Here is a 12,514-nt window from a genome sequence, read left to right on the forward strand (position 1 = left end):
GGCCGGGCGGCCGTCTCATCCGGCGCGATCGGGGCACACGCCCTTCCGAGGGTCACCCGACCCCCGTCCGCGAGGAGGCGTCATGAAAGCAGTCACCTGGCACGGCAAGCGGGACGTCCGGTACGACTCGGTGCCCGACCCCGTCCTCCGCGACCGCGACGACGTGATCGTACGGATCACGACCACCGGCCTCTGCGGTTCCGACCTGCACCTCTACGAGGTCCTGGGCGCCTTCCTCGACCCCGGCGACATCCTCGGGCACGAACCGATGGGCATCGTCGAGGAGGTGGGTCCGGATGTCACCGCGCTGAAGGCCGGGGACCGGGTCGTGGTTCCCTTCAACGTCTCCTGCGGTTCCTGCTTCATGTGCACCCAAGGGCTGCACTCCCAGTGCGAGACGACCCAGGTCCACGAGCACGGAACGGGAGCCTCCCTCTTCGGCTACACGAAGCTCTACGGCCAGGTGCCGGGCGGTCAGGCCCAGTACCTCCGGGTCCCCTTCGGCGACAGGTTGCCCATCCGGGTCCCCGAAGGCCCGTCCGACGACCGCTTCGTCTACCTCTCCGACGTCCTGCCCACGGCCTGGCAGGCGGTCGAGTACGCCGCAGTCCCGAGCGGCGGCAGCATCGCCGTGCTCGGCCTCGGCCCCATCGGCGACATGAGCTGCCGCATCGCCGCCCACCGCGGCGCCGGCACCGTCATCGGCGTCGACCTCGTACCGGAACGGCTGGAGCGGGCCCGGCGGCGCGGCGTCCACGCCCTGGATCTGAAGGAGCACGGAGACGGGCTGACGGACGCGGTCCGGGAGCTCACCGGGGGACGCGGCCCGGACGCCGTCATCGACGCGGTCGGCATGGAGGCCCACGGCAGCCGCGTCGCCGCCGCCGCTCAGGAGCTGACCACCTTCCTCCCCGACTCGGTGGCCGCGGCGCTGTCGAAGCGCGCGGGCGTGGACCGGATGGCCGCGCTCCACACCGCCGTCGACCTGGTCCGCCGCGGCGGCACCGTCTCGGTCTCCGGGGTGTACGGCGGCGCCGCCGACCCGCTGCCGATGCTGACCATGTTCGACAAGCAGCTCACCCTGCGCATGGGCCAGGCCAACGTCCGGCGATGGGTGGACGACCTCCTCCCGCTGCTCCTCGACGGCGACCCCCTGGGCGTCGACGACTTCGCCACCCACCACCTGCCGCTCGCGGAGGCCCCGGAGGCGTACGCGATGTTCCAGGAGAAGCGGGACGGCGCAGTGAAGATCCTCTTCACGCCCTGAGCCGACGCGACCGGGGAATGGACACCCGGCCGCCTGGGCAGACGCCTCGCGCGGGCGGCCGGACCGGCCGTCGGCAGCCCCTCCGACGTGGGGAGGAACCATGGCCGTACGGATCCGACTGGTCCACGCGGCGCCCGCCGACGTGTGGGCGGTGCTCGCCGACCCCGACCGCTACGCGGACTGGGTGGTCGGCACCAGCGCGTCGCGCCCCGCCGAGGGCAGCTGGCCCGAGCTGGGCTCAGCCCTCGCGTACGACGTCGGGCTCGGCCCGTGGACGGCCTCGGGCACCACCGTCGTACGCCGGGTGGAATGCCCCCCGGGAACTGGAACTGGAAGTCGACAGCGGTCCCCTCGGGACGGTCCGCGTGGCGGTCGAAGTACGTCCCTGGGGCCGGGAGGCCCTGGTCATCGTCGACGAGCACCCCCTGCAAGGCGTCGTCGGCGCGCTCCACAACGTCGCGCTCGACGCGCTGATCCAGCTGCGGCACCGCGACATGCTGCGGCGGCTGGCGAACGTGGCGGAGGAGTGAGGACGAGACGGAGGGAGTCGGTTCCCGTGCCCCGAACGGCGCTGATCGTGATCGACATGCTCAACACGTACGAGCACGAGGACGCCGAGGCCCTGGTGGCCTCCGTGCGCGAGAGGCTCCCCGGCGTCACGGCCCTCCTCGCCCGGGCACGTGCCGGGGAGTCGCCCGTCGTCTACGTGAACGACAACTTCGGGCGCTGGCGCTCCCACCACGGCGAGATCCTCGACGTGGCCCTCGCGGGCCGCCACCCCGACCTGGTCGAACCGGTCACACCGGCAGAGGACGACCTGTTCGTGGTCAAGGCACGGCACTCGGTCTTCTACGAGACCCCGCTGGCCTACCTGCTCGGCCGGCTCGGCGCGGAGCGGCTGGTCCTGTGCGGGCAGGTGACCGAGCAGTGCGTCCTCTACTCGGCCCTGGACGCCCACATCCGGCACTTCGAGGTCGTCGTGCCCGAGGACGCGGTCGCCCACATCGACGGCGCACTGGCCCGCGCGGCCCTGCGCATGATGAGCCGCAACATGGGCGCGGACGTCTGCGAGGCGGCGGACGTCGCCTTCGGCGGCTGAACGCCCCACCGGCCGGGGCGACGGTCGCGTCCACGGGACTCACCGCCCGCGGAGGGCGCGGTCCATCGGGCTCATCGGGCTCATCCGGCGGAGACGGTGGCACCGCAGCGCGGTCCGGGCGAGGGCGTGCGCCGTGACAAGCAGTCGCGCGTACGGGTCCCACGAGGACGCGTTCCCGGGGCCGCACCGCCGCCCTTACGGCGGCCCGGGCGACGCGCTCCGGCGCGGCCGCGACGACCCGCGCCCCGTGTCCGGCGCACGCGAGGGCGGTGGCCCGGCCGGTCCCGCTGGAAGCGCCGGTCACGACGACGACGGCGTCGCGCATCCTCACACCCCGCGTCTCACCACCCTCGGCCCACTTCATGTGCCGATCCGGGCAAGTGACCTTCGCGGGGCCGTGCGAGGTGGGACGATCGCGGCATGCCTCTGCCTCGGCCGGACCTGATGACCTCGCTGATCCTGCGTACCGACTTCGACGACGAGGGAGCGTGGGACTCGCTCCGCGCCGCGGTCGACGCGGCAGGTGAGTACCCCCGTGCCACGTACGTCAGCGACCGGCGTTTCGCGGGCGCGGAGGTTCCCGCCGTACTGGCGGAGGAGGCCGCCGCGGACGCGGACGACAGGATCGGCGACGTGTTCCTGGCCGACACCACCACGATGAGCGACCCGGAGCGTCCGCTGCTGGCCGTGGACCTCTCGTACAAGCCCGGACGGACGTTCAGGGTCCCGGCCCGGTGGTTCCCCGACGTCGCGGCTCACCTCAGCGTCGCCCAGCTGACCTTCGCTGACTACGCCGAGGCCGTTGACGGGTCGGGCACCTTCCGCGGGTTCGCCGAGGGCCGCTGACCCTCCGTCGCGACGCTTCCGCACGCCCGCCGGGGGCGGGCCCGACGGGGAACCGTCGGACTCGCCCCCGGTAGGGGAGAAGCGGAGGGGATCAGCAGGCGCCGAGGTCCTGCCAGACGCCCCACTGGCCGGTGGTGCCGGGCTCCTCGCCGGTGGTCCACCACTTGGCCTTCCAGGTGTGGCCCTTGTGGGAGACCTGCTGGCCGCCGGTGTAGATCGAGGTGCTCACCCAGGGGGCCGCCGTGCACTGGGTGGCGCCGCCGGTGACGGTCAGGGAGAGGACGGCCGCGTGGGCGGCGGACGGGCCCGAGCCGTTGACGACGACCTGGTACGTGCCGGAGACGGCGGCCGTCGTGGTGGTGAGGGTCAGCGTCGAGGAGCCGCCCGCGGTGACCGAGGCGGGGCTGAGGGAGGCGGTGACGCCGGCGGGGAGGCCGCTGACCGAGAGGGCGACCGTCTGGGCCGCGCCCGCGGTCACGGCGGTCTTCACGGTGGCGGTGGTGGAGGCGCCCGCGGCGACCGTCGCGGAGGCGGGGGTCGTCGTCACCGAGAAGTCGTCGGTGGGGGCGGTGGTGCCGCTGGTGAAGGGGCTGAAGATGTGGGAGAAGTCCCAGGTGTTCTGCTGGATGCCGGAGCAGTTGTCGGCGGCGGCGCCGCCGGGGCAGCCGCCGTTGTCACGCTGGAGCGCCCAGAACGAGAGGGTGTTGATGCCCTTGGAGACCGCCCAGTCGTACACCGTGCGGGCGTTGGCCAGGGTGAAGGTCTCGGCGGGGCCGAAGTCGTCGACGCCGATCATCTCGGTGACGCCGACCATGGCCCAGAGCTGGGCCGGGGTCTTGGTGGGGTACAGCTTGGCGAGCTGGTCGTACAGGCCCTGGGCGGCCGTCTTGGTGTCGGCGGCCATGTCGTGGGCCGCGTTGTCGTAGTAGTCGAAGGTCATGAGGTTGACGACGTCGACCTTCGCGCCGTTGGTCACGGCGTTCTTGAGCACGGCGAGGCCGCTGGCGGCGAGTCCGTGGGTGGTCGTCGGCAGGGTGTACGAGATCTGGATCTTGCGCCCGTTGGCCGCGGCCCAGTCCTGGAGGACCTTGATGGCCTTGTTCCGCCGGTCGATGCCGGCGGTGTTGTCGAGCGAGTCGACCTCGATGTCCATGTCGAGCCGCGTCACGTCGTAGGTCGTGATGACCTTCTGGTAGACGGCGGCGATCTGGTTGACGTCGGTGCAGCTGTCGGCGATCTCGGTGCCGGTGGTGTCCGCCGTGTACCCGCCGAAGGAGGGGATGACGTCGCCGCCGCGGGACTGGATGGTCGCGATGTCGGCGCCGAACGTGGCCGGGGCCACCGGCATGCCGGAGTCGCCGTTCCAGTACGCGGTGCACGACCCCTTGGTGGCCGTCTGGAGGAAGGCCATGGTGAGGTGCTTGGCCCCGGACTGGGCGCTGAGGGCGGCCGGGCTCTCGCCGGTCCAGGCCTCGAAGTAGGGGGCGAAGACGTGCTCGGGGAGCGGGGTCGCGGCCTGGGAGGGGGCGGCGGCGACCGCGGCGAGGCCCAGGGCGGCCACCGCGGTCACGGCCGCGGTGAGGGCCGAGCGGAGCGAACGTACGCGTCTCATGGGTCATCCAATGACGGTGGGGGAGTGCGCCAACAGGCCTGCCGGGCACGGGTGTCGACGTAGGAAGTTGCCCTGTCGGCAGGGGCACGTCAATGGTCTGGGCCAAAGTTGGACTAGACCAATTACGCGATTCCTTGTGTGGTGCATCCAGTGACCGTGGGCGCGTGCTGCCGCGATGCGTCCAGGCCCCCCGATTGGTTCAGTGAGCCACATATGTGAGTTGTGCATGTCAAGATGAGCTGCCCGCACCGTGCCTCCGACCCCAAGGGGACGTAGTGAAGACACCGGCGTACGTCACCAGGGGCGCCCTCGCCCTCACCGGCGCCCTCGCCCTGGTCATCGCCCTCCCGACCAGCGCCCTCGCCGCCCCGCCCACCGCCCTCCCCGCCAGCGCCGACGGCCTCGAACAGACCTTCCAGCCGGCCTTCGACTACGACACCGACGGCTGCTACCCCACCCCCGCGATCGGACCCGACGGAACGCTCAACGGCGGCCTCAACCCCACCGGCGCCCTCAACGGCCAGTGCCGCGACTCCGGGGACCTCGCCAACACCAACGGCTACGCACGCGCCAAGTGCAACAACGGCTGGTGCGCGATCCTCTACGGCCTCTACTTCGAGAAGGACCAGGCCCTGCCCGGCAGCAGCCTCGGCGGCCACCGCCACGACTGGGAACACGTCGTCGTCTGGGTCAAGGACAACGAGGCGCAGTACGTGTCCACCTCGGCCCACGGCAACTTCGTCACCAACGGGCGCGGCGCCCTGCGCTGGGACGGCACCCACCCCAAGGTCGTCTACCACAAGGACGGCATCGGAACCCACTGCTTCCGGCCCGCCAACAGCAACGACGAGCCCCCGGAGAACCACCGGCAGGCCTGGCAGTACCCGACCCTGGTCGGCTGGAACGGCTACCCCGCCGGCCTGCGCGACAAGCTGAGCCAGGCCGACTTCGGCAGCGCCGTCTTCGGCCTCAAGGACGCCAACTTCGCCGCCCACCTCGCCAAGGCCAAACCGTCCGGTATCCCCTTCGACCCGTACGCCTGAACCCGGATTCGCTCACTGATCACGAAGGGATGAACATGCCCCGATGGCGCCCCGCCGGTCACGGCGGGGCGCCACGCTGCCGACGTGCGAAAAGAAGGCAACCGGGTCGTTCCGACACAACGGCAGGGGCAAGGGCAGGGGCAGCGACAAGGGCTACGACCCGGGCTCGGGCAAGGGCGACGGAGGAGGCAACGGGACACCGAGAGAGGCCCCTTGGCCGCCGGCCGCGCCACACCCTTCCGGCCGCGCCGCCGGCCCCCGTACCGGACCGGCCCCACCACCGAGGCGCGCCTCCGCTACTGGTTCGACACCGTGCTGACCCGCGGCACGCCCGCCCTTGTCGCCTGGCTCGCCCTCGCCTGTCTGCTGCTCGTCGTCCCCGTCTCCGCCCTCCTCGTCTGGACCGACGACCACGCGCCGGCCTCGCTGCGCTCCCGTGTCGCGGCGGTCTGGCGGAGCACCGGGCAGACCTTGCGCCTCGGCGGCGAGGTCGGCCCGCCGCTGCGCGTCGCCCTCTCCGTCCTCCTCGCCCTGATCGCCCTCCTCTACGTCTCCACCCTCGTCAGCCTCATCACCACCGGCATCACCGACAAACTCATCGCCCTCAACCGCGGCCACTCCACCGTCCTGGAACGCGGACACACCGTCGTCCTCGGCTGGTCCGAGCAGATCCCCACCGTGGTCGGCGAACTGCTCACGGCCCAAGCCGGCGCCGCCCGCCGGGGCCAGACCGTCGTCACACTCCTCGCCGACCGCGCCAAGACGGTGATGGAGGAGGAACTCCGCGCCGCCCTCGGCGCCATCGGCCGCACCCGGGTCATCTGCCGTACCGGCCGCCCCGCCGACCCCGCCGCGCTCGCCCGCGTCAGCCCGGCGACCGCCGAGTCCGTCCTCGTCCTGCCCCGCGACCGCCCCCGCGACGACACCGAGACCGTGAAGACCCTGCTCGCCCTGACGGCCGCCGCCGGTCAGGACCACCCGGTGCGCGTCATCGCCGCCGTACGCGGCGACCGCCACCTCACCGCCGCGCGTCTCGCCGGCGGCCCCCGGGCCACCGTCCTGCACACCGACGACATCACCGCGCGCCTGCTCGTCCAGTACGCACGGAGGCCCGGCCTCTCCCAGGTCCACCAGGAACTCCTGGACTTCGCGGGCCACGAGTTCCACACCCTGTCCGCACCGGGTCCCGAGGGCATGACGTTCAGGAAGGCCGCCGCCCGCTGCCCGGAGTCCTGCGCGGCGGGTCTGGTACGTCCCGACGGCACCGTCCTCCTCAACCCGCCCGCCGACACCCGACTGGCCCCTGGCGACCGCCTCCTCGTCGTCGCCGAGGACGCCCGCTCGACCCACCCCGCCGACCCTCCGGTGCCCTACGACCCGACGGCCCTCGCCCCGCCGCCGCCCCCGGCGCCCGCCCGCCCCGAGCGCCACCTCCTCCTGGGCTGGAACCGCCGCGCGCCCCGCGTCGCCGACCAACTGGCGCGGAGCACAGCCCCCGGCACCACGCTCGACGTCGTCGCCCCGCCCACGGCCTCGACGCTCGCGGACATCCGCTCCACGGCCCGGGCCCTGGGCCACCACCTGTCGTTCCACCACGACCCCGGCGACCCCACCGTGCCGGAGACGACGGCCGCGCGGGACCTCACCGGCTACGACGCCGTCCTCGTCCTCGGCCCCGACCACACCCGAGGCCACGCCGAACCGGACGACCACACCCTCCTCACCCTCCTCCACCTCCGCGAAGCGCTGGGCCGCCAGGCGCACTCCGGCCCCACCCGCGTGGTCGCCGAGCTGACCGACGACCGGAACCTCCCCCTCGCGCCCCGCTCGGCCGCGACCGACTACGTCGTCACCGGCCGGGTCATCGGCCTCCTGATGACCCAGATCTCGCAGAACCCGCACCTGGCCGCCGTCTTCGAGGAGCTCTTCGCCGCCGACGGCAACTCCGTCCAGCTGCACCCCGCCGCCCACTACGTCGCCACGGGCCGCCCCGCCTCCTTCGCCACCGTCGCCGAGGCCGCCGCCCGCCGGCGGGCCTGCGCCATCGGCTACCGCTCCCACCTCCACGGCGTACGCCTCAACCCGCCCAAGTCCCACGTGCGGCACTGGCACCCCGCCGACCAGATCGTGGTCATCGCTCCGGACGGCTGACCGCGCCCGGCTTCCTCGCCTCGATCAGGGTCCGCGCGGAGTGGGCCACGAACGGCCCCTCCGCCCGGATCCGCGCGTCCAGCTCCCGCAACCGCGGCAGCTCCGCCTCGACCGAGAACCCCGGCACGATCCAGACCACCTTCCGCAGGAACCACACGACGGCCCCGATGTCGTGGAACTCCATCCGCAGCCGCTCGGAGCGCACGTCCACCACGTCGAGGCCGGCGGCCTCGGCCCCCGCCGCCTCGTCCTCCGCGCGCCTGGCCCGGGCCGCCTCCGGCTGCGGCCCCAGGAAGTACTCGACCAGCTCCCAGACGCTCGCCGGTCCGACGTGCTGGGCCAGATAGCTCCCTCCCGGCCGCAGCACGCGCGCGATCTCCTCCCACCACACGGTCACCGGGTGCCGGCTGGTGACGAGGTCGAAGGCATCGTCACCGAAGGGCAGCGGCGGTTCGTCGGGGTCCGCGACCACGACCGCCCCGCGCGGATGGAGCAGCCGCGTCGCCCGCGCGACGTTCGGCGGCCACGACTCCGTCGCGACGATCGTCGGCGGCAGCGCCGGGACCCCGGCGAGCACCTCCCCGCCACCTGTCTGGATGTCCAGGGCCGCGGACACCCCGAGGAGCCGTTCTCCGAGCAGCCGCTGGTATCCCCATGAGGGCCTCGCCTCCGTCGCCCGGCCGTCCAGCCAGGAGAAGTCCCAGCCGTCGACCGACGCCTCGGAGGCTTCCGTGATGAGTTCTTCGAAAGAGCGCGTCATGCCCTGATCATCGCGTCCGCGCAGCACGGAAGCGACTTCCCCGACACCGCAAGGTAACGGAGTGTTGGAAAGATCGGAAGAGATCACGCAAATTTTGCACTGTCATGGCCGCGCAGACAGCGCGGGCGACGCAGAGGGAGGGTGAGTCGCTGGTCCCCAGTGGCCTGCGTGAGGCTCGATTGTCGAGCAATTACGAAATCAGCGCGATATCTTGCGTTCACTTGTCGACGGTGGTTGAGTGTGCCGCGCCCCACACGGCAGGTCGACGACCTCCGGCGGGGCGCCCTCCACGTTCTTGCCCGAAGGGGACTCCATGAGAAGTGCCAGGCTCCGCCGTACCCGCCGCGCCAGCGCGGTCACCCTCGTCTCCGCCATGACGCTCACCGCACTCGCCGCCTGCGGAACGAGCAGCAGCGACACCGACGGTGACGGCGCCTCGCCGCAGCAGACCGGCCCGGCCGACGCCTCCGCTCCACTGGACCCGAAGACGAAGGTGACGCTGACGATCGACTGCATGCCGCCGACGGCGAAGGCGGCCGAGCTGAAGGAGTGGAAGGAGGACGTCGCCGCCTTCAACAAGACGTACCCCAACGTCACGATCGAGGGCCGTTCGACGCCCGGCCAGTGCCTGGAACCGCCGCGGTTCACCGCGATGCTGAAGGCGAAGTCGCAGCCGGACGTGTTCTACACGTACTTCACCGACCTGCCGCAGGTGCTCTCCGAGGACGGCGCCGAGGACATCTCGGCCTACGTCAACGACAAGACGGTCCCCGCCCTCAAGGACATCGACCCCAACGTCCTCGGCTCCCTCAAGCAGGACGGCAAGCTGTACGGCCTGCCCACCAGCAACTACACGATGGGCCTGCTCGTCAACCGCAAGCTCTTCAAGGACGCCGGGCTGAACCCCGACGCCCCGCCGCGCACCTGGGACGAGGTCCGCGCCGCCGCGAAGAAGATCGCCGCGCTCGGCGGGGGAGTCTCCGGCTTCGGCGAGTACTCGGCCGGCAACACCGGCGGCTGGCACTTCACCGCCCAGCTCTACAGCCTCGGCGGCGACATCGTCGACGCGAGCGGCACCAAGGCCGCGTTCAACAACGACCTGGGCAAGCAGGTCGCGAAGAACCTCCGGGCGATGCGCTGGGAGGACGACAGCATGGGCAAGACCCAGCTGCTGAAGTGGGGCGACCTGCAGAAGCAGATAGCCACCGACAAGCTCGGCATGTTCCTCGCCGCCCCCGACGACATCGCGTACATGGTCCAGCAGCTCGGCGCGAAGTACGAGAACTTCGGCATGGGCCCGATCCCCGGCGGCAAGAACACGCTCGCGGGCGGCAACAACTACATGATCAAGAAGGGCATCTCGCCCGACAAGATCAAGGCCGCCGTCGCCTGGCTGAACTACAAGAACCTCACCGTGGGCAAGGGCCAGTTCGACTGGGCCCGCACCAAGGCCGACAAGCTCCCGGTCGGCATCCCGCAGCCCAACTTCTGGCTGAACGGCTCCAAGACCGAGGACGACGCCGCCCGCGTCCAGCACGCCACCATGCCGGTCGCCAACTTCAAGACCTTCATGGACAACCCGGTCCCCGGCAAGGCCGAGCCCCCGAAGGCCCAGGAGATCTACAAGGTCCTCGACAACGTGATGTCCGGCATCCTCACCAACAAGGACGCCGACGTCGACAAGCTCCTGTCGACCGCGGAGACGCAGGTCAACCAGGTCCTGGCCAACCAGTGACGGCACCGGGCGGGGCGACGGTCCCCCGGCGGACCCCCGCCCCGCCCGGCCTCCGGCCTCCCGGCTGCCGGCGGACACGGCAGGCAGTCCCGTACCAAGGAGCACGCATGTCGGCCCCGAGCCTGACCCCGAGCAAGGCGGAGCGCCCCCGCCACCCCGAGCGGCGCCCCCCGCGCCACCCCGAGCGGCCCCCGGCCCCCGGCGGCGCCTTCGCCAGGAGCCTGCGGCGCAACCTGACGGCCCACGGCTTCCTCATCGGCGCCGTCGTCTGCTTCGCCCTGTTCTCCTGGTACCCGATGGTCCGGGAGTTCCTCCTGGCCTTCCAGAAGACCGAGCGCGGCCACTCCGTCTGGGTCGGCCTCGACAACTTCCGCACCGTCGTCGACGACCCCGCCTTCTGGCAGGCCTGGGGCAACACCCTCTGGTACACGGCGCTCGCCCTGGTGCTCGGCTTCCTGGTCCCCTTCCTCCTGGCGATCACGATCAACGAGTTCCGGCACGGCAAGGGATACCTGCGGCTCCTCGTCTACCTGCCGGTGATGCTGCCGCCGGTCGCCGCCGTCCTGCTCTTCCAGTACCTGTACGACCCCGGCTACGGCCTGCTCAACGAACTGCTCGGCTTCCTCGGCATCCCCGGGCAGCAGTGGCTCCAGGACGCCGACCTCGCGATGTTCTCCCTCGTCGTCGCCTCGACCTGGATGAACATGGGCGGCGCCACCCTCATCTACCTCGCCGCGCTCCAGGGCATCCCCGGCGAGCTGTACGAGGCCGCCGAGCTCGACGGAGCCGGACTGCTCCGCAAGATCTGGCACGTGACGATCCCCCAGACGCGCCTGGTCCTCTCGCTGATGCTGCTCATGCAGGTCATCGCGACCATGCAGGTCTTCGTCGAACCGTTCCTGCTCACCGGCGGCGCCGGCCCGGAGGGGTCCACGACCACGGTCGTCTACCTCATCTACCAGTACGCCTTCAACTTCAACAACTACGGCGCCGCGGCGGCCCTCGGCCTGCTCCTGCTCGTACTGCTCGCCGGGTTCTCGGCCGCGTACGTCAAGCTCAGCCGCGCCGAGGAAGAGTAGTCCGGGAGACCCGCATGTCCACACGTACGCTCATCTCGCCGGCCGTCCTCGCCAGGACCCGTGGCAAGCGCCTGTACTGGGGAGCCTTCGCCCTCGTCACCGGCGGCTTCACCCTGGTCTTCCTCGGCCCCCTGTACTGGCTGGTCACCAGCGGCTTCAAGGACACCCAGGAGGTCGTCCGCACCCCGCCGACCCTGGTGCCGGAGAGCTTCACCCCCGGCAACTACAGCCGCGCCTGGGAGGTCATGGACCTCTCCTCCCTCCTGTTCAACACCTTCTACTACGCCTTCGGCGCGCTCGCCTTCCAGCTGGTCCTCGACGTGGCGGCGGCGTACGCGCTGTCCAAGCTGCGGCCCGTGCTCGGCAAGGCGATCCTCGGCATGATGCTCGCCACCCTGATGATCCCGGCGACCGTCCTCGTCGTCCCGCAGTACCTCACCGTGCTCGACGTGCCGATCGTCGAGCGGAACCTGCTGAACACCCCCTGGGCGATCTGGCTGCCGTCCGTCACCAACGCCTTCAACATCTTCCTCCTGAAGCGCTTCTTCGACTCGATCCCGAAGGAGCTCCTCGACGCCGCGTCCATGGACGGGGCGAGCCCGACGCGGATCCTGTGGTCGATCGTCCTGCCGATCTCCCGGCCCATCCTCGGCGTCGTGTCGATCTTCGCGGTCGTCGGCGTCTGGAAGGACTTCCTCTGGCCGATGCTGACGCTGCCCGACCCCGCGAAGCAGACCCTCAACGTGGGGATCTACTCGCTCGCCAACGGTGTGCCGGTCAACGTCCTCATCGCGGCCCTCACCATCGCCTCCCTCCCCACGCTGATCGTCTTCCTGATCTTCCAGCGCAACATCATGGGCGGCCTCACCGCCGGCAGCCTCAAGGGCTGACGCGCACCCCCTCCGCCCGCCTGCCCACCTGC

General features: G+C 71.4%; 10 protein-coding genes and 1 pseudogene. 9 read left to right on the forward strand and 2 right to left on the reverse strand.

The annotated features are described in order from the left end of the window. Positions 1-82 precede the first annotated feature (82 nt). The 4 genes and pseudogenes from ACFC0Z_RS03970 (at position 83) to ACFC0Z_RS03985 (ending at position 3,212) form a co-directional block, all read left to right on the forward strand. Entirely contained in the window at positions 83-1,267 is a 1,185-nt protein-coding gene (locus ACFC0Z_RS03970; RefSeq protein WP_376432449.1) for an alcohol dehydrogenase catalytic domain-containing protein, read from the forward strand. 100 nt (positions 1,268-1,367) lie between these two features. Further along, a pseudogene (locus tag ACFC0Z_RS03975) lies at positions 1,368-1,797 on the forward strand (SRPBCC family protein). A gap of 26 nt (positions 1,798-1,823) precedes the next feature. Beyond that, positions 1,824-2,366, forward strand: a complete 543-nt coding sequence (locus ACFC0Z_RS03980) for a cysteine hydrolase family protein (protein WP_376432451.1) — start codon at positions 1,824-1,826, stop codon at positions 2,364-2,366. 420 nt (positions 2,367-2,786) lie between these two features. After that, positions 2,787-3,212 (forward strand): DUF6924 domain-containing protein, encoded by a 426-nt coding sequence (locus ACFC0Z_RS03985; protein ID WP_376432453.1) that lies wholly within the window; start codon positions 2,787-2,789, stop codon positions 3,210-3,212. Between the two features lie 91 nt (positions 3,213-3,303). On the opposite strand, the gene ACFC0Z_RS03990 is transcribed toward ACFC0Z_RS03985, so the two are convergent. Beyond that, positions 3,304-4,824 (reverse strand): chitinase, encoded by a 1,521-nt coding sequence (locus tag ACFC0Z_RS03990; protein ID WP_376432455.1) that lies wholly within the window; start codon positions 4,822-4,824, stop codon positions 3,304-3,306. A 275-nt stretch (positions 4,825-5,099) separates the two neighbouring features. On the opposite strand from ACFC0Z_RS03990, the gene ACFC0Z_RS03995 reads away from it, so the two are divergent. After that, positions 5,100-5,867, forward strand: a complete 768-nt coding sequence (locus ACFC0Z_RS03995; RefSeq protein ID WP_376432457.1) for an NPP1 family protein — start codon at positions 5,100-5,102, stop codon at positions 5,865-5,867. Positions 5,868-6,080: 213 nt separating this feature from the next. Next, positions 6,081-8,018, forward strand: a complete 1,938-nt coding sequence (locus tag ACFC0Z_RS04000; RefSeq protein WP_376432458.1) for an NAD-binding lipoprotein — start codon at positions 6,081-6,083, stop codon at positions 8,016-8,018. Here the strand turns inward: ACFC0Z_RS04000 and ACFC0Z_RS04005 are convergent. Next, positions 7,999-8,778, reverse strand: a complete 780-nt coding sequence (locus tag ACFC0Z_RS04005) for a class I SAM-dependent methyltransferase (protein WP_376432459.1) — start codon at positions 8,776-8,778, stop codon at positions 7,999-8,001. The two genes, ACFC0Z_RS04000 and ACFC0Z_RS04005, sit on opposite strands and share 20 nt — an antisense overlap. Positions 8,779-9,091: 313 nt before the next feature. Here ACFC0Z_RS04005 and ACFC0Z_RS04010 point away from each other — a divergent pair, with 313 nt between their 5' ends. The 3 genes from ACFC0Z_RS04010 to ACFC0Z_RS04020 all read left to right on the forward strand — a co-directional run bounded on the left by ACFC0Z_RS04010 (position 9,092) and on the right by ACFC0Z_RS04020 (position 12,482). Continuing rightward, entirely contained in the window at positions 9,092-10,513 is a 1,422-nt protein-coding gene (locus tag ACFC0Z_RS04010) for an extracellular solute-binding protein (protein ID WP_376432461.1), read from the forward strand. Positions 10,514-10,620: 107 nt separating this feature from the next. After that, positions 10,621-11,592, forward strand: coding sequence for a carbohydrate ABC transporter permease (locus tag ACFC0Z_RS04015; RefSeq protein WP_376432464.1), 972 nt, complete (start codon positions 10,621-10,623; stop codon positions 11,590-11,592). 14 nt (positions 11,593-11,606) lie between these two features. Further along, positions 11,607-12,482: a carbohydrate ABC transporter permease gene (locus tag ACFC0Z_RS04020; protein ID WP_376432466.1), complete on the forward strand. Its 876-nt coding sequence runs from the start codon at positions 11,607-11,609 to the stop codon at positions 12,480-12,482. The last annotated feature ends 32 nt before the right edge of the window (positions 12,483-12,514 follow it).

Source organism: Streptomyces sp. NPDC056144, assembly GCF_042264145.1.
Taxonomy (GTDB): domain Bacteria; phylum Actinomycetota; class Actinomycetes; order Streptomycetales; family Streptomycetaceae; genus Streptomyces.

What these genes read in the sequence shown, in the direction of transcription:
- ACFC0Z_RS03970 (WP_376432449.1), top strand. Translation starts at nt 83, where the DNA reads ATGAAAGCAGTCACCTGGCACGGCAAGCGGGACGTCCGGTACGACTCG.
- ACFC0Z_RS03985 (WP_376432453.1), top strand. Translation starts at nt 2,787, where the DNA reads ATGCCTCTGCCTCGGCCGGACCTGATGACCTCGCTGATCCTGCGTACC.
- ACFC0Z_RS03990 (WP_376432455.1), bottom strand. Translation starts at nt 4,824, where the DNA reads ATGAGACGCGTACGTTCGCTCCGCTCGGCCCTCACCGCGGCCGTGACC.
- ACFC0Z_RS04005 (WP_376432459.1), bottom strand. Translation starts at nt 8,778, where the DNA reads ATGACGCGCTCTTTCGAAGAACTCATCACGGAAGCCTCCGAGGCGTCG.
- ACFC0Z_RS04010 (WP_376432461.1), top strand. Translation starts at nt 9,092, where the DNA reads ATGAGAAGTGCCAGGCTCCGCCGTACCCGCCGCGCCAGCGCGGTCACC.
- ACFC0Z_RS04015 (WP_376432464.1), top strand. Translation starts at nt 10,621, where the DNA reads ATGTCGGCCCCGAGCCTGACCCCGAGCAAGGCGGAGCGCCCCCGCCAC.
- ACFC0Z_RS04020 (WP_376432466.1), top strand. Translation starts at nt 11,607, where the DNA reads ATGTCCACACGTACGCTCATCTCGCCGGCCGTCCTCGCCAGGACCCGT.